This is a genomic window from Streptomyces sp. cg36 (assembly GCF_041080675.1).
GTDB lineage: Bacteria > Actinomycetota > Actinomycetes > Streptomycetales > Streptomycetaceae > Streptomyces.
Genome location: NZ_CP163520.1, coordinates 18,681 through 34,793 on the forward strand (window position 1 = coordinate 18,681; position 16,113 = coordinate 34,793).

The 16,113-nt window shown below is 71.7% G+C and carries 10 protein-coding genes and 1 pseudogene; 4 read left to right on the forward strand and 7 right to left on the reverse strand.

Going from position 1 to position 16,113, the window contains the following annotated elements:
* Positions 1 to 20 precede the first annotated feature (20 nt).
* From AB5J87_RS00095 to AB5J87_RS00120, 6 genes are all read right to left on the reverse strand, one after another.
* Positions 21 to 977, reverse strand: a complete 957-nt coding sequence (locus AB5J87_RS00095) for an LLM class F420-dependent oxidoreductase (RefSeq protein WP_369372488.1) — start codon at positions 975 to 977, stop codon at positions 21 to 23.
* 991 nt (positions 978 to 1,968) lie between these two features.
* On the reverse strand, positions 1,969 to 2,172 hold the full coding sequence (locus AB5J87_RS00100; protein ID WP_369372490.1) for a CDGSH iron-sulfur domain-containing protein: 204 nt from the start codon (positions 2,170 to 2,172) through the stop codon (positions 1,969 to 1,971).
* Entirely contained in the window at positions 2,153 to 2,782 is a 630-nt protein-coding gene (locus AB5J87_RS00105) for a HemK2/MTQ2 family protein methyltransferase (protein WP_369372492.1), read from the reverse strand. The genes AB5J87_RS00100 and AB5J87_RS00105 overlap by 20 nt, the downstream gene beginning before the upstream one ends.
* Positions 2,783 to 2,854: 72 nt before the next feature.
* Positions 2,855 to 3,868 (reverse strand): iron-containing redox enzyme family protein, encoded by a 1,014-nt coding sequence (locus tag AB5J87_RS00110; protein WP_369372494.1) that lies wholly within the window; start codon positions 3,866 to 3,868, stop codon positions 2,855 to 2,857.
* 176 nt (positions 3,869 to 4,044) lie between these two features.
* Entirely contained in the window at positions 4,045 to 6,330 is a 2,286-nt protein-coding gene (locus tag AB5J87_RS00115) for a catalase (RefSeq protein ID WP_369372496.1), read from the reverse strand.
* Positions 6,331 to 6,401: 71 nt separating this feature from the next.
* Positions 6,402 to 7,580 carry a glutamate--cysteine ligase gene (locus AB5J87_RS00120; RefSeq protein ID WP_369372498.1) on the reverse strand — a complete coding sequence of 393 codons (1,179 nt, stop codon included), beginning with the start codon at positions 7,578 to 7,580 and terminating at the stop codon, positions 6,402 to 6,404.
* 565 nt (positions 7,581 to 8,145) lie between these two features.
* Between AB5J87_RS00120 and AB5J87_RS00125 the strand changes: the two are divergent.
* Positions 8,146 to 8,256 (forward strand): annotated as a pseudogene (locus AB5J87_RS00125) (IS5/IS1182 family transposase); the annotation flags it as partial.
* A gap of 39 nt (positions 8,257 to 8,295) precedes the next feature.
* Here AB5J87_RS00125 and AB5J87_RS00130 read toward each other — a convergent pair.
* Entirely contained in the window at positions 8,296 to 8,706 is a 411-nt protein-coding gene (locus tag AB5J87_RS00130) for a RidA family protein (protein ID WP_369372500.1), read from the reverse strand.
* 488 nt (positions 8,707 to 9,194) lie between these two features.
* On the opposite strand from AB5J87_RS00130, the gene AB5J87_RS00135 reads away from it, so the two are divergent.
* From AB5J87_RS00135 to AB5J87_RS00145, 3 genes are all read left to right on the forward strand, one after another.
* Positions 9,195 to 10,898: a PP2C family protein-serine/threonine phosphatase gene (locus AB5J87_RS00135; RefSeq protein WP_369372502.1), complete on the forward strand. Its 1,704-nt coding sequence runs from the start codon at positions 9,195 to 9,197 to the stop codon at positions 10,896 to 10,898.
* Positions 10,899 to 11,226: 328 nt separating this feature from the next.
* Positions 11,227 to 13,014, forward strand: a complete 1,788-nt coding sequence (locus AB5J87_RS00140; protein WP_369372504.1) for a thiamine pyrophosphate-requiring protein — start codon at positions 11,227 to 11,229, stop codon at positions 13,012 to 13,014.
* Positions 13,015 to 13,016: 2 nt separating this feature from the next.
* Positions 13,017 to 16,085, forward strand: coding sequence for an FAD-binding and (Fe-S)-binding domain-containing protein (locus tag AB5J87_RS00145; protein WP_369372506.1), 3,069 nt, complete (start codon positions 13,017 to 13,019; stop codon positions 16,083 to 16,085).
* Positions 16,086 to 16,113 lie beyond the last annotated feature (28 nt).

Consider the following 16,113-nt stretch of genomic DNA (forward strand, 5'->3'; position numbering starts at 1 on the left):
ACCGTTCCGTACGGTCACGGTCAGTCCCGCAGCTCCGGCAGGACCTTGGTGCGGTAGAAGTCGAAGAAACCCTGCTGGTCCTCGCCGATCTGCCCGACGTACACGGTGTCGAAGCCCGCCTCGACGAACGCGGAGACGGCCGCGATGTGCTGGTCGGGATCGTCGCCGCAGGGCAGGGCGTCCGCCACCCGCTCCTGGGTGACCAGTTCATTGGCCTGCTCGAAGTGCCGGGGCGTCGGCAGTATCTGGGCGAGTTCACCGGGCAGTTGCTCGTTGGCCCACAGGCGGTGCGCCGTGCGTTCCGCCTCCTGGCGGTCGGTTCCCCAGCACACCTTGAGCCCGCCGTACACGGGCTTCTGGCCGCCGCCCGCCCGCCGGAACCGCTGGACCAGGGAGGTGTCGGGCATCATCGTGATCAGCCCGTCCCCGGTGCGTGCGGCGAGCTGGGCGGCCTCGGGGCCGAAGGCCGACACGTCGATGGGCACCGGCTCGTCGGGCACGGTGTAGAGGCGGGCGTTCTCCACGGTGTAGTGCTTGCCGCGATGGCTGATCTGCTCGCCGGTGAAGAGCTTCCGGATGATCTGGAGGGCTTCCTCCAGCATCTCCAGCCGTACCGACGCCTCCGGCCAGCCGCTGCCCAGGATGTGCTCGTTGAGGGCCTCTCCGCTGCCGACGCCGAGCCGGAACCGGCCGCCCAGTTGCACCGCGCTGGTGGCGGCGGCCTGGGCGATCACTGCCGGGTGCGTACGCACCAGAGGGCAGGTGACGGCCGTTTCCACGGGCAGTGAGACGGCCTGCGACAGGGCGCCGACCACCGACCACACGAAGGGGCTCTGCCCCTGCTCATCGTTCCACGGGTGGTAGTGGTCGGAGATCCACAGACAGTCGAAGCCCGCCTGCTCGGCCATCCTGGCCTGCTCGACGAGTTCCGCCGGGCCGTGTTCCTCGCACGACAGGAAGTATCCGAAGCCAGTCATCGTGCCTCCCGGGAAGAGGATCCTGCAGGGTGCTTTGACGCACTGCCGAGTACCCGGCAGGCGGGGGCCGTAACGGGGGGGGGGAAGGTCCGCGTGACCTCCACTTCTCGGCCACTTCTCGGCCTGGGGCGTCTCCGTCCGTGGAGAACCGGCGCGGGTTCCCGTGCGGGCTCCGCTCAGTCCTCGCCCCGGACGATGTTGCAGTTCGTAGTGGTCTCCGCGGCAGGCGGTGCATCGCTCTCCCGGACAGGGGAGACACAGGTGCGTATGCCCTTGCCATGGATGTCCCGGGCCTTCGTCCAGCCGGTCCTCGCCACGTGCAGGACATCGGACGCATTGCTTTCGGAGGTGCGCGCGATCACGGCGCTCAACTTCTCTCTGGCTATGGGATGGCCGACGCCGGACGCAAGCGAAGGGCACTGCGCCGGAGGGCGCTGGCATGGTGATGCTATGAGGAGCGGTTTCCCTTGGATTCCATCGTCAAACGTTTGCCTGCCAGAGAGGGGGAGGATGACCGACAGCAGTGGCAGAACCGCATCCTCGGCGGGCCCCCGAGTAGCTGGTTCACCGGTACGCACCCTCTCCCCCAAGCGGTCCGGGGCCGCGCCGATGGTGCGGCCCTCCTCGAAGAGCTCGACGGCCCGGTGGTTGATGGAGGAGGCACGGCACACGGCAGGGGTGTTGCTCGGATAGCCGGCCACTTCCCGTACCGCGCGGGTGACGGTACGGGTACGGGCCGCCCCGGGAGCGCGCCGCGAAGCCGAGGTCGAGCAGGCGCGCCGCGCAGGCCAGCTCCCGCGGGCGCCCAGGTCTTTGGTGATGCGCTCGCGCAGCGCGGGCAGTGCGGGGCCGCTTCCAGGACCTGCTCGGGCTTGGCGTCCTCGCGCTGCTGCCGGGACCGGGGGTGGCAGGGATACTGACGGCGTCCCGCGTCGTCAGTGCCGGTCGCCTGGATGTGCCGGTGTGGCGCGGGGCAGCTGTGGGGTGGGACTCAGCCCCGGCTCCGGCTCCGGTGGCTCGTGTCGCACCACGGGTACCGGCGGCTGCGCCGGCAGGTGCACAGGGCGACAAGGCAGCGGTCGGAGAACGCCGTGGTGCCGTCTTCGAGGACGACGTCGACAGGGCCCTCGACGAGAAGGGGGCCGTCGCGGCGCAGTTGAACGCGCCTGGCTCGGTCAGACCGGTCGTTCGGCACGGATCACCACCAGCTCCTCCATCGTTTGGTCGGCCGTGATCAGGCCCTGCCCCGCCAGCGAGGCGCGCCGCGAGCGCAGGACCGGCCCGAAGGGGACGTACCGGCGCGCCACGACCGCCGCCTTGAGACCTTCGCGCCGCAGTTGGGCGAGGGTGGAATCGGAGTCGCTGAGACCGGAGTGGACCAGCAGGAGCACACCGCCGGGCCGCAGCCGCCAGGGTGCCTGGCGGCAGATGCGGCGCAGCAGCAGCCGACCGTCGCGCCCGGCGTCCCAGGCCCGGGCGGCGCCCCGCCTGGGGGCCACGGGCGAACTCACCGGGACATAGGGCGGGTTGCTCAGGATCAGGTCGTAGGTGCGTCCGCCCGTCGGGGCGAGCAGGTTGCCGCGCAGGACATGGACGGGCAGCCCGGCGAGCCGGGCGTTGAGGCGCGTGCAGAGGACCGCCCGCCAGGAGACGTCGACCGCGGTGACCCGGGCGCCCCGGCGCGCCGCCGCGAAGGCGAGTGCGCCGGTGCCGGTGCCGAGGTCGAGGACGGTGGCGCCCCGGGGCACCGGTTCGTCACGGAGCGCCTCGGCCAGCAGGGCGGTGTCCGCCTGTGGGCCGTACACGCCGGGAAGGGTGAAGGGAGTCACCCCGCGCGAGTGCCCCGCAATAGGGGATAGACCCTTTCAAATCCATGTTTATTGTCTGATGGGATGCGGTTCTGGGAGCGGAGACCTCAGTGAGGTGTCCCCGGCGCGCCAGCAGGCGAGCAGATGCTCGCCGAGCCGGTCCTCCAGGAACGCGGTGGCGTCGACGCCGAACACCACGTCCGACGCCAGCTCCGGCTCCACCTCCAGCAGGCCGCCGACCACTTCGTGCCGTACGACCTGCTCATGGACGGCGTCGGCCTCCACGTGCTCGGTGTAGAAGAACTCCGCCGCCGGGCCGGCGCCCGCCCGTCGCATCGCGGACGCCAGGCGGCGGGACCCCGGTGAGGAGGTCACCTCCACGGTGGCGAAGTGCCCCACCAGCGCGCCGCGCAGCGCCCGGCGCAGCCCGAACAGCGACATCAGGTTCACGACGGCCAGCATGGGCGCGCAACCGGCGTCCAGATAGCGGCCGTAGGCCGGGTCCAGCCCGAGGTCGCGCATCAGGTCGGCGAAGAGACGGGCGTGCACCCGCTCGGGCCTGCCGCCACCGTACTCGTCGAACTCCACCGCGGCCATGCCCGCCTTGGCCCGCCCCCACAGCCGGGGCAGTACCCAGGCGTGCGGATCGGCTTCCTTGAGGTGGTACAGCGACCGCTGCGCCGCGTACTCGCGCAGCTGCCACAGCATGCCCTCGCGCTGGAGGAAGTGCGACACCCCGGTGCCGTGGACCGGCTCCACCAGCAGCTCGTCGAAGGCTTCCGCCACGTCGTGCTCGCGTGTCGCGTCCCGGCGAAGCGCGGCCAGGAACCGGTCTTCAAGACCCCGGCGCACCCCGAGGAGCGCCGGATCCCACTCATACGCGTCGTCGACGCCCGCGAAACCGCGGTAGTGCAACTCGTAGCAGACGTACAGGGCGAGCTGCAGATCGTCGCCGTACGGCTCCGCACCGGCGGTGGCCTCGCCGTCAGGGAGACCGCGACCGTCACGCAGATGACCGATCAGCCTCGCGGAGAGCTCGCCGCGGGGCTCCGGCAGGGCAGGGCCTCGTTCTTGGGTGACCATGCCTACGACTACCCGGTACGGGGCGGACGCAACGGCCGGCCCTGTCCGATCAGCCCGAGGACATGGCCGGCAGCCAGGTCACCGACCGTCGGTTTCGGCAGGGCTCGGGCGCCCCCGAGCGTGCCGGTCCACGACGAGAGGAGGCGCCAGCCGGACCAGGGGCTCGGCGGGCGGGCTCAGCCGGCGGCGGGGAAGCGTTCCCAGACCCGGTGTCCGCACAGCAGCGTGGTCACCTCCGCCACCACCTCGCCCGGGTCGTCGCCGAGGACGAGGCCGGGCGCGGTGTCCGTCAGGCCGAGGGCCTCGAAGAGCCGGTCGGCGCCGTCCCAGCCGCCGAGGGGTTTGCCGTGCCGGTACGCCTCCAGGAGCAGGGCCCGCACCCGGGGATCGACGGAGCCGGGCCCGGCCAGCCCCGCCTTTGCGTCACGGGCGCCATGTGCGTCCGCGCCCGGCGCCGGCACTCCCGCGCACACCAGCGCGTCGAACTCCACGGACCGCGCCCCGGCGAACGTCCGCTGAACGGTGACCGTGGCCTTCCCGTCGCCCAGGACACCGGCGACCGGAGCGACGACGAGAGGCACCATGTCCGCGTCCAGAACGGCCTGGCGCACCCGCGCCACGCCCGCCAGATCGCCGTCGAGGTCGGTGACGATGCCCACGGTGCGGCCCTCCACCGGCCAGGAGCCGCCCATCTGGGAGAGCGCGGGGCTGGGAGCGGGCTGGGCGAGGGGCCGCGTGGCGGACGGCGCGGGCAGACCGAGCCCGGCGGCGACCTCCGCGCACAGTTCGGTGTCCACGTCGGCGAGGACGGTCAGCATCCGCTCGCGCACGGGCTGCTCGTAACAGCGGGAGAGCTCGAAGGTGTAGGCCGCGATGATGTGTTCGCGTTCGATCGCACTCATGCTGAGCCAGAACAGCCGGGCCTGGCTGAAGTGGTCGGCGAAGGAGGCGGGCGCCTCCCGGACCTTGCGCGCGGCCGGCAGGTCGCGGGGCACCTCGACGAACGCGCCGGTGTCGGCGCCCGCGAAGAACGGGCAGCCGCCGTCCAGGCTGTTGGGGTGGTACGGGGCGACGCCCCGGTGCACCGCGCTCTGGTGCATCCCGTCCCGGAGCATGTCGTTGACGGGCGCGTGGGAGCGGTTGATGGGCAGCTGGGGGAAGTTGGGGCCGCCGAGGCGGGTGATCTGGGTGTCGAGATAGGAGAACATCCGCCCGGCCAGCAGCGGGTCGTCGGTGATGTCGATGCCCGGCACGAGATGGCCGACGTGGAAGGCGACCTGCTCGGTCTCGGCGAAGAAGTTGGAAGGGTTGGCGTTGAGCGTGAGCAGGCCGATCGGCTGGACGGGGGCCAGTTCCTCCGGGACCAGCTTGGTGGGATCGAGCAGGTCGATCCCCTCGTACAGCTGCTCCTCGGTGTCGGGGAAGGTCTGCACGCCCAGCTCCCACTGGGGGAAGGCGCCCGCCTCGATGGCGTCCGCCAGGTCGCGGCGGTGGAAGTCCGGATCGATCCCGTTGAGCAGCTGCGCCTCCTCCCAGACCAGGGAGTGCACACCGAGCTTGGGCTTCCAGTGGAACTTCACCAATGTCGTGGCGCCCTCGGCGTTGACCAGCCGGAAGGTGTGGACGCCGAAGCCCTCCATCATGCGGTAGGAGCGCGGAATGCCTCGGTCGGACATGTTCCACAGTGTGTGGTGGGTTGCCTCGGTGTGCAGGGAGACGAAGTCCCAGAAGGTGTCGTGGGCGCTCTGCGCCTGCGGGATCTCCCGGTCCGGGTGCGGTTTGCCCGCGTGGATGATGTCGGGGAACTTGACGGCGTCCTGGATGAAGAAGACCGGCATGTTGTTGCCGACCAGGTCGAAGACGCCCTCGTCGGTGTAGAACTTGGTGGCGAAGCCGCGGGTGTCGCGCACGGTGTCGGCGGACCCGCGCGAGCCGAGGACCGTGGAGAACCGTACGAAGACCGGGGTCTCCACACCCGGCGCGAGGAAGGCGGCCTTGGTCACCCCGGTGGCGCCCCCGTACGCCTGGAAGACGCCGTGTGCGGCGGCGCCGCGGGCGTGGACCACCCGCTCGGGGATCCGCTCGTGGTCGAAGTGCATGACCTTCTCGCGCAGATGGTGGTCCTGCAGCAGCACCGGCCCGCGCGGACCGGCCTTCAGCGAGTGGTCCGTGTCGTACAGGCGGGTGCCCTGCGCGTTGGTCAGATACGCGCCGCTCTGCGCGGCCCGGGTGGGTTCCGCGCCGGTGGGCTGGCCCGTCGCGCTGACCGCTTCGGGGCCCGTCTGGTCCGCCTTGGGCGGCAGCGGCCCGGTGGGGCCGGTCCGCTCGGGCACCTCGGGGGAGACGGGTCCGGGCTTGCCCGGCACACCGTCCTGCGGTCCCGCGCCCTCCCGCCTGCCGTCCCGCGGGAGGTCGGCGCTCTGGTGCGCGGCAGCTTGGAGGGGACGCTGCTTGTCGGTCATTGCTTCTCCCTGCTTCGATGCTCGATCGGGCATGCCGGTGAAGGGGCGGGCCCCGGGGGGTGGGCTCCTGGTCATACGGTTCGCTCCGCCCGGTCGTGGGTGTCGTCACCCGGTAGGGGTGTCTTCGCCTGGCCGCTGGTGTTCTCGCCATCGGTGGTCAGCTCCGCGCACGGCGTCACCATGCGGGCCGGGCCGCCCTCGTCGCGCAGCAGACGGCGCCGGGTGGAGGCCCCGTTCGCGTGCCGCTCCAGGGAGGCGATGCCCTCCCGGACCGGATCGTCGGCGCCGTGATCGACGCGTGCTTCGCGTACGTGCCGGTGGAGGGCGCCCACCGCCTGCCGGGGAGAGGTCTCCCGCATGGTCCGGGGATGCGGCGGCGGGCCGTCCAGGCCAGAGCGGCCGGCGCGCCAGGAGGCGGGCCGCAGCAGACTGGTGCCGACCCGGTCCGGTGGCCGGCCGTCGCGCCAGGCACGTGCGGCCGTCTCGACGAGGCCAGGGGTGAGTGCGGCCGGCAGGACCGGCGCGGTGGAGTCCGGGCAGGGGTCGGTGACCCTGATCTCGACCGTGGGGTGGACGGCCGCCGGCCGGGCATCGAAGTAGATCATGCCCCGGTCGCGCAGCACGCCGGGGCCGACCATCGCCGCGACCTGCTCGTGGCAGTGGTCGGCCGAGCCGAACACGTCCACGGGCCCGGCGCAGGGCCACCCGTTCCACACCCGGCTGCGGTAGCTCGCGTATCCGCGGTTCTCGCCCTGCCAGTAGGGCGAGTTGGCGCTGATGGCGGTGGGCACGGACAGCCAGGGGCGGATCCGGCCCAGGAACGCCACGGCCTCCTCGTCCGACTCCACGGCCACATGGACGTGGCAGCCGCGGGTGAGCTGCTCCTGCGCGGTCAGCCCGAACTGTTCGCCCATCCACGCATACCGTCGGCCGGCGTTCAGCAGCGGCCGTACGGGCAGGGGCGCGGCCGCGATGGCCGCCACCATGGCACCGGCGGTCTCCGCGTGCCGGGCGGCCTCACGGCACCAGTGCCTGATCGCCTCCTGGAGCTCGCCCGTCCGGGTCACCGGCCGGGTTGCGCACTCCAGTTTCTCCCTCTGGAGTTCCTTCTCCATCCGATGGCCGCGCTCGTGCCTGCCGGGCTGCCAGTCGTGGCGGTCGGCCGCGGCAAGGACCGCCCCGGCTACCGCCCGCGGCAGGCCGCTGCGGGCATCGACCAGCAGCTCCTCCTCCATGCCGAAGCTCCGCATACCGCCTCCGTCCGCCGGCCCGTGGGTCCCCCGGGTGCCCGTCCCCGGGGTGATCCATGTCGGCGGCCACCATGTTTCGGCGGACCGGCGGGAGCGGGCGCGCCGAATGGCTACGCCCCGAGATCCCGCGCCCACGGTCGGCCTGGCGGGCAAGTGCCGGGAGATGCCTGACTGAACAGCAACAACTTATTCGGAGCATATGGGGCGAGGGGCGGGTAGCCGGACAGCACGACCATCACCGATTCGCCCCCGCCGCACGCTGTCGCTCTGGTGCGCCCCCTCTCGCCCCCCCGCCCAGTCCAGCTCACAGCCGCTCGCCGCACAGTCAAGGGCCGCCCCCGCGGAGCACGACATCACCGGCAACACCAGTCTGACCGCCAACCACGACGTGAAGCCCGGCGTGCAGACGGACCCGGGGGACGGCGACGCCCGGCCCAGGATCCGGGCCGAGGTGCTCGGGGCGGACATCCTGGTGCGCGCCACCCCGATCTGGCTCGGCCATCCCTCCAGCCTCGCGCAGCGGATCCTGGAGCGCCTGGACGCGCAGCCTTCCGAGACCGGCGGCGAGCGGACGATCAACGCGTTGAAGAACTCCCGGGCGGTGGCCACGAGGTTCGACAAGTGGGCCTGCAACTTTCACGGCACCGTGACCGTCGCGGCAGTCCACCGGTGGCTTGCCTCTTCAACGCGCCCAAGAGCCGGTGCGCACCCGGCGTCACCGGACGAGTCCGATGGCCTCGATCTCGATCATCCAGGCAGGATCGGCCAGTGAGGAGACCTCGACGAACGACTCCGCGAGGTGCGGCTTGTCCGGGAAGTGTTCCGTGCGCAACTTGGCATAGATGTCCTGCTGCCTGACGTCCGTGACGAACACGGTCGCTTTGACTACGTCGGCGAGGCTAGAGCCTGCGTTGGTGAGGACCGTCGAAAGATTCGAGAGCGCCTGACGGGCTTGCGTCTCGAAGTCCCCGGCGCCGACCGTGGCGCCCTGGGCATCGATGGGAGCCTGCCCCGAGGTGAAGACCAGGTTTCCGACCCGGACGCCGAGCGAGATACCGGCCGACTCGTACCAGTCGGGTTCCGCGGAGACGCGGACGCGCTCGGCGGCAGGCTGTGTAACGGACATAGTGCTGACACTCCCTCAAAACTGCACAGGCGGAGCCGGACAGCTGTGATCGCCCCCGGCTTGACCGACAGCTGCAAGATCCTGAGATTCATTCCCGAGGGCCTGCAAGTCCGCCTCGGCACAGTTCAGGTGACAGCCGCCCGCCTACGCGAGCATGGCCGCATCCCCTGCATGATCCGCAGGACAGGCCGCAGGGGAAGCGGGGCTGGCGGCGAAGGTCTCCATCGGGGTGCAGGACAACAGGCGGGTGAAGCTGAACACCGACAAGCTCGACGCCCTCGACGGAACGAAGACAGGTCTGCCGGCTCCTGGTCGAAGGGGCTCGTCGGCGCGACACGACGCCGGTCGAACACCTGCAGGTGTACCGGGTCATAGGGGTCTCGCCCTGCGGCGCGTCCTAAAATGGGGTCCCGAGGGAAGAGGCCAGAGCCCAGGTCGCGCCATGATCTTTTTGCCCTGTTCGGCGCCGGATTGTTGGAGGGCAGCGCGTGAATCGGTTCGCCCGGCTCGCCACCCGTGTCGTCGGCGCCCCGCTCGGGCTCCTGTGGCTGGAGGCCGCCGGTGAAGCAGCAGGGGCGCTTTCCGAGTGCTGGCCGCCCGAGACGGAGCCCTCCCGGGACGTGCTGGAGTGCTGCAGGCGGGTCGCACAGAGCGGACGCCCCCAGTTTCTCGCACGTACCGGGGACGGTGCCGCGGCCTTCGCTTTCGCCGGCGTGCCTCTCATCGGAGGTTCCGGCGAGGTCCTGGGCGTCCTTGCCGTCATCGACCCCGCGCCCCGGAAGTGGAGTGAGGGCGACGTCACGGACCTGTCGGACCTGGCGGCGGCCTGCAGCGCGCAGATGCGGATGCGCACGCGCTCCGAGAACCGGCGTCAGGCCCGCGTAGCCGCTGAGGATGCGGCGCAGGCGGCCCAGGGGGTGGCCCACCGTGCGCAGGAGCGGCTGATCCGTTCCGAGCTGCTGCTGCGGGCCTCGGAGGACCTGGCCGACACCAGCGGGCTGGAAGAGGTGCGTCAGCGTGTCGGGGACCTGGTCAGCGGGGACCTCAAGCCGGTCTGTATCGACCTGGCCCTCCTGCACCACGGCGCCCTCCACCACGTCCGCGCTCCCCTCGCCGGTGAAGGGCCCGCTGTTCCCGAGTCGTTCGACGTCGGGTCCCCGTGGCCGGCCGCACAGGCGGTGCGTGAGAACCGGATGATCGTGGTCGACGCACCGCCCAAGGCCGCCGATCCGGGCGTTGGCCTGGCAAGCCCGGCCTTCGCCGACCAGGACCTGGCGACCGCCGTCTGCCTGCCGCTGCGCGGAACACACCGCATCCTGGGGACCCTGGTGCTGGGGTGGGACACCCTCTACCCGATCGGGGTGGAGGAGCGTGCGGTGCTGACCACGATCGCCGGCTACACCGCTCAGGCGGTGGAACGCGCCCTGCACCTGGACGAACGGGTCACGGCCGCCCGCCAGCTCCAGCGGGCCATGCTCACCGAGCTCCCCGACACCCCCGGCCTGGAGCTGGCCGCCCTGTACCGGCCGGCCCTGCGCGACGACATGGTCGGCGGAGACTGGTACGACGCCTACCCCCTGCCCACGGGCGCGCACGACGGCGCACCGGGAGGACTGGCCCTGACCGTCGGCGACATCACCGGACACGACATGCAAGCCGCCGCCCTGATGGGGCAGGTCCGCAGCATGCTCCGCCAGGCCGACCACGACCACCCCGGCAAAGGCCCCGACCAGGCCCTCACCGCACTCGAACACGCCTGCCGCCGACTCGACCTGCCCGCCAGCGGCACCGCCGTCCACGCCCACCTCCATCCGGCATCCGACGGCTACTGGCACCTGAAGTGGAGCAACGCCGGACACCCCGCCCCGCTGCTGGCCACCGCAGGCGGCACCGTGGAAAGCCTGACGCAGCACGACATCCTCCTGCACCACGCCCTGCCGCCCAGAGCCCGCACCTGCGCCGTCCGCTCCCTGGCTCCGGGCAGCACCCTGCTGCTCTACACCGACGGACTCGTCGAGGAACCCGGCCAGGACATCGAAGCGAGCATCGACCGGCTCGCCCACCTGCTCGCCACCGCCTCGCCCGGGGTGCGGCTGCCCGCGCTGCTCCAGTCTCTTCTGGACACCGTCGGCCCGCGGGAGGCCCAGGACGACACCGTCCTCTTCGCCGTCCGCATCCCCACGGACAACTGATCGCCTCGCAGGACGCGACGGGGGCGACTCGGTGACGCGGAGCTGGCGGGGACGAACACAGTGGCCGTCCGACGCGTGGGCCTTCGCGCAGGCCGACGGCCTGGCTGTCGGCCTTCTCGGGAATGTGAGTTCCTGGCTGCCGTACCCGCCCGGGGTACTCCCAGCAGAGGGCCCGGCACGGCTCCGCGCCGTCAGCCCGTCGCGACCCGATAGCGCCGGCAGCGCCGGCCGGTACCCGGAAGCGTTTCATTGCGGCCTCAGCGGTTAGCCGAAGACGCGGGTTCACCCGTGCCCGACAGCCCCATCGGCGGTGTGAAGGAGTTCGGTGATGAAGGTTTCCGACTACGTGCTGGAGCGGCTGCGCGAGTGGGAGGTGGAACATGTGTTCGCCTTCCCCGGGGGCGGGATCAACGGCCTGCTGGCCGCGTGGGGCCGGGCCGAGAACAAGCCGCAGTTCGTGCAGGCGCGGCACGAGGAGATGGCCGCCTTCGAGGCGGTCGGCTATGCGAAGTTCTCCGGGCGCACCGGGGTGTGCGCGGCGACCTCCGGGCCGGGCGCGATCCACCTGCTGAACGGGTTGTACGACGCGAAACTCGACCACGTGCCGGTGGTGGCGATCGTCGGCCAGACCGACCGCAGCGCGATGGGCGGCTCCTACCAGCAGGAGGTCGACCTCCTCTCCCTCTTCAAAGACGTGGCCTCGGAGTTCTGCGAGATGGTCACCGTCCCCGCCCAGCTGCCGAATGTGCTGGACCGCGCCCTGCGCATCGCCGCCGGCCGGCGCACCGTCACCACGGTGATCATCCCGGCCGACGTGCAGGAGCTCGACTACGAGCCGCCGGCGCACGCGTTCAAGCAGGTGCCCTCCAGCCTCGGTGTCCCCCGCTACGCCCCCGTCCCCGCTGACGACGATCTGGCGCGGGCGGCCGAGGTCCTCAACGCGGGCGAGAAGGTGGCGATGCTGATCGGGCAGGGCGCCCGGCACGCCAGGCCCGAGGTCGAGCAGGTCGCCAATGTGCTGGGCGCAGGCGTGGCGAAGGCGCTGCTGGGCAAGGACGCCCTCCCGGACACGCTGCCGTACGTGACCGGCTCGATCGGGCTGCTCGGCACCCGTCCGTCCTACGAGATGATGCGGGACTGCGACACCCTCCTCGTGGTCGGCTCCAGCTTCCCCTACACGCAGTTCCTGCCCGAGTTCGACCAGGCCCGTGCCGTGCAGATCGACCTCGACCCGTCGATGGTGGGCCTGCGCTACCCCTTCGAAGTCAACCTGGTCGGCGACGCCGGCCAGACGCTGCGTCGGCTGCTCCCGTTGCTGGAGCGCAAGGCGCACGGAGCGTGGCGCAAGACCATCGAGGGCAACGCGGCGCGCTGGTGGGAGGTGATGCAGCGGCGCGCGGAGGTGGCGGCGGACCCGGTCAACCCCGAGTACGTCGTCCATGCCCTCGACGCGCTGCTGCCCGACGACGCGATGCTCGCCGCCGACTCCGGGTCGTCCGCGAACTGGTACGCCCGGCACCTGCGGATGCGCGGTGACATGCGCGGCTCGCTGTCGGGCACGCTGGCGACGATGGGGCCGGGGGTGCCGTACGTGATCGGTGCGAAGTTCGCCCACCCGGACCGGCCCGCGATCGCGGTCGTCGGTGACGGCGCGATGCAGATGAACGGCTTGGCGGAGCTGATCACCGCCGCGAAGTACTACCGGGAGTGGTCGGACCCGCGCCTGGTCGTGGCCGTGCTGAACAACCACGACCTCAACCAGGTGACCTGGGAGATGCGGGCGATGCAGGGCGCCCCCCAGTTCGAGCCGTCGCAGAGCCTGCCGGACGTGCGGTACGCCGACATCGCGCAGTCGTTCGGGCTGGGCGGGGTGCGGGTGGAGCGGGCGGAGGACGTGGAGGCGGCCTGGCGTCAGGCGCTGGCGGCTGACCAGCCGTTCGTCATCGACTTCCGCACCGATCCGGCGGTGCCGCCGATCCCGCCGCATGCCAGCTGGGACCAGATCAAGTCCGCTGCGCTGTCGGTGCTGAAGGGCGACAGCGACCGGGGCTCGGTGGTGCGGCAGGGGCTGAAGGCCAAGGTCCAGGAGTTCCTGCCCGGCAGCAAAGGGAACTGACGATGCCCGTCGGCCAAGGAACGGAGCACGAGGGACTCGAGGAAGCGCTGCGGGCGGAGGTGGACGGTGAGGTCCGCTTCGACGCCGGCAGCCGCAGCGCGTACGCGACCGACGGCTCGAACTACCGGCAAGTACCGATCGGCGTGGTGGTGCCCCGCACGGTGGAGGCGGGTGCGGCGGCGGTCGCGGTGTGTGCCCGGTTCGACGCGCCGGTGCTGTCCCGCGGCGGCGGCACCAGCCTCGGCGGGCAGTGCACCAACGAGGCGGTGGTCATCGACTGGACCAAGCACTGCCACCGCCTCCTCTCGGTGGATCCCCAGGCGCGGACCTGTGTGGTGGAGCCGGGCATCGTCCTGGACGAACTCAACCGTCAGCTCGCCCCGCACAGGCTGAAGTTCGGTCCGCAGCCGTCCACGCACAGCCACTGCGCGCTGGGCGGGATGATCGGCAACAACAGCTGCGGTGCGTCCGCCCAGGCATACGGCAAGACCGTCGACAACGTCCGCCGCCTGGAGGTCCTCACCTACGGCGGCATCCGGTTCTGGGCCGGCCCGACCGAGCAGGCGCAATTCGAGCAGATCATGGCCAAGGGCGGCGGCCGGGCCCGGCTGTACCAGGAACTGAGGGACGTCGTCGGCCGGTACCTGGCGGAGATCCGCACGGGCTATCCGACGATCCCGCGCCGGGTGTCGGGCTACAACCTGGATTCCCTGCTGCCGGAGAACGGCTTCGACGTCGCCCGGGCGCTGGTGGGCAGCGAGGGCACACTGGTGACCGTCCTGCGCGCCGAACTGGAACTGGTCGCGGTACCGGCGGCCGAGGCGCTCCTGGTCCTTGGATTCGACGACATCTACGCCGCCGCCGACGCCGTCCCCGAACTGCTCCAGCACAGCCGCCCCACCCAGTTGGAGGCGATCGACGGGCGCATGGCGCAGCTGATGCGCGAGGAGCACGCCTACTTGGACTCACTGGACTCCCTGCCCGAGGGCGACAGCTGGCTGCTCATGCAGTTCACCGGTGACACGAAGGAGCAGGCGGACGCGCAGGCACTGGAACTGCTGCGGTCACTGGGCCGCGGTGCAGACGACCCGCAGGTGGCGCTCTCGGATGATCCGCCCCGGGAGAAGGAGATGCTCAAGGCCCGCGAGGCGGGTCTGGGTGTGACGGCCCGCCCGCCCGATGACTCCGAGACGTGGGAGGGCTGGGAGGATTCTGCGGTGGCGCCGGAGAAACTGGGCGCCTACCTGCGGGACTTGGAGAGGCTGTTCGACCGGTACGGCTACCAGCAGGCATCGCTGTACGGGCACTTCGGGCAGGGCTGTGTGCACACCCGGATCCCGTTCGAGCTGCGCGAGGGCAAGGGCATCGGGGCGTTCCGGGCGTTCCTGTCCGACGCTGCCGACCTGGTGGCCTCCTACGGCGGATCCCTCTCGGGCGAGCACGGTGACGGGCAGGCACGTGGCGAACTGCTGCCGCGGATGTTCAGCCCCGCGCTGATGGCGGCGATGGAACAGGTCAAGGCGCTGTTCGACCCGGGTAACCGGATGAACCCGGGCAAGGTCATCCATCCCCACCGCGTGGACGCCAACCTGCGCCTGGGCGCCACCTGGCGACCGGAGCCGCAGCAGACGCACTTCGCCTTCGCGGACGACGGAGGCGACTTCGGCCAAGCGGTGCTGCGCTGCGTGGGGATCGGCAACTGCCGGACCCACCAGGGCGGCGTGATGTGCCCGTCCTACCGGGCCACCCTGGAGGAGGAGCACTCCACCCGGGGCCGGGCGCGGCTGCTGTTCGAGATGCTCGGCGGCCACGGCGACTCGCCGGTCACCGCAGGGTGGCGCTCCACCGAGGTCCGCGACGCGCTCGACCTGTGCCTGGCGTGCAAGGGCTGCACGTCCGACTGCCCGGTCGGCGTCGACATGGCCACCTACAAGGCCGAGTTCCTCGCCCACCACTACCAGGGCCGGCTGCGCCCGGCCGCGCACTACTCGATGGGCTGGCTCCCGCTGTGGACGCAGATGGCCCGCGTCGCACCGGGCCTGGCCAATGCCGCCCTGCACGCCCCCGGCCTGGCACGGCTGGGAAAGCGGCTGGCCGGCATCGACCCGCGCCGCGCGGCGCCACTGTTCGCCGCCGAGTCGTTCCAAAAATCCTGGCGCCGCAGGGAGCGTCCCCAGCCTGACCCGGCCGATCCGCGCACCGTGGTGCTGTGGCCGGACACCTTCACCAACCACTTCCACCCGCGCATCGCCGACGCGGCCGTGCGTGTGCTGGAGAGCGCCGGGTTCCAGGTGGCCGTGCCGGACGGGCCGGTGTGCTGCGGCCTCACCTGGATCTCCACCGGGCAGCTCGCCACCGCCCGCCGCGTCCTGAAGCGCACCACGACGGTGCTGCGGCCGTGGCTGGAGGCCGGCACACCGGTCATCGGCCTCGAACCCTCCTGCACCGCGGTGTTCCGCGCCGACGCGCCCGATCTGCTGGCCGGGGACCAGGACATCGTCCGTCTCGCCTCGCAGACGCGGACGTTCGCCGAGCAGCTCGTCAACCACTCCCCCGACGGCTGGCGACCCCCACGGATCAGCCGGGCAGCGACGGTGCAGACGCACTGCCACCAGCACGCCGTGCTCGGTGCCGATCCCGACCGGGAGCTGATGCGCCGCGCCGGCCTCCAGGCGCAGGTGCTGGACGAGGGCTGCTGCGGCCTGGCCGGGAACTTCGGCTTCGAGCAGGGGCACTACGACCTGTCGATGACCATCGCCGAGCGGGGCGTGCTGCCCGCCGTGCGCGACGCGGCGCCCAGCACCTTCGTGCTGGCCGACGGGTTCAGCTGCCGCACTCAGATCAGTCAGGCCGGCACCGGCCGCCGGGCCCTGCACCTGGCCGAAGTCCTCGCGATGGCCCTGGACGGGCCGGCGCCCGCTGACCACCCCAAGAAGGCGGCCGCGAGGCCGCAGCTGGCTCCGGCGCCGACCCGCCTGCGGAGCGCCGCTCTGGCCGGCACCGCAGCAAGCATGGTGGCGGGCGCTGTGCTCGCCGTCCGAGACCAGACCCGGAAGGATCGGGCACGATGATGCCCCTGTGCCGACAGCCGCACCGCGA

Excerpts from the sequence above, each read along its gene's own strand:
- AB5J87_RS00140 (WP_369372504.1), top strand. The coding sequence starts at position 11,227 with ATGAAGGTTTCCGACTACGTGCTGGAGCGGCTGCGCGAGTGGGAGGTG.
- AB5J87_RS00120 (WP_369372498.1), bottom strand. The coding sequence starts at position 7,580 with ATGCGGAGCTTCGGCATGGAGGAGGAGCTGCTGGTCGATGCCCGCAGC.
- AB5J87_RS00110 (WP_369372494.1), bottom strand. The coding sequence starts at position 3,868 with ATGGTCACCCAAGAACGAGGCCCTGCCCTGCCGGAGCCCCGCGGCGAG.
- AB5J87_RS00145 (WP_369372506.1), top strand. The coding sequence starts at position 13,017 with ATGCCCGTCGGCCAAGGAACGGAGCACGAGGGACTCGAGGAAGCGCTG.
- AB5J87_RS00115 (WP_369372496.1), bottom strand. The coding sequence starts at position 6,330 with ATGACCGACAAGCAGCGTCCCCTCCAAGCTGCCGCGCACCAGAGCGCC.
- AB5J87_RS00130 (WP_369372500.1), bottom strand. The coding sequence starts at position 8,706 with ATGTCCGTTACACAGCCTGCCGCCGAGCGCGTCCGCGTCTCCGCGGAA.
- AB5J87_RS00095 (WP_369372488.1), bottom strand. The coding sequence starts at position 977 with ATGACTGGCTTCGGATACTTCCTGTCGTGCGAGGAACACGGCCCGGCG.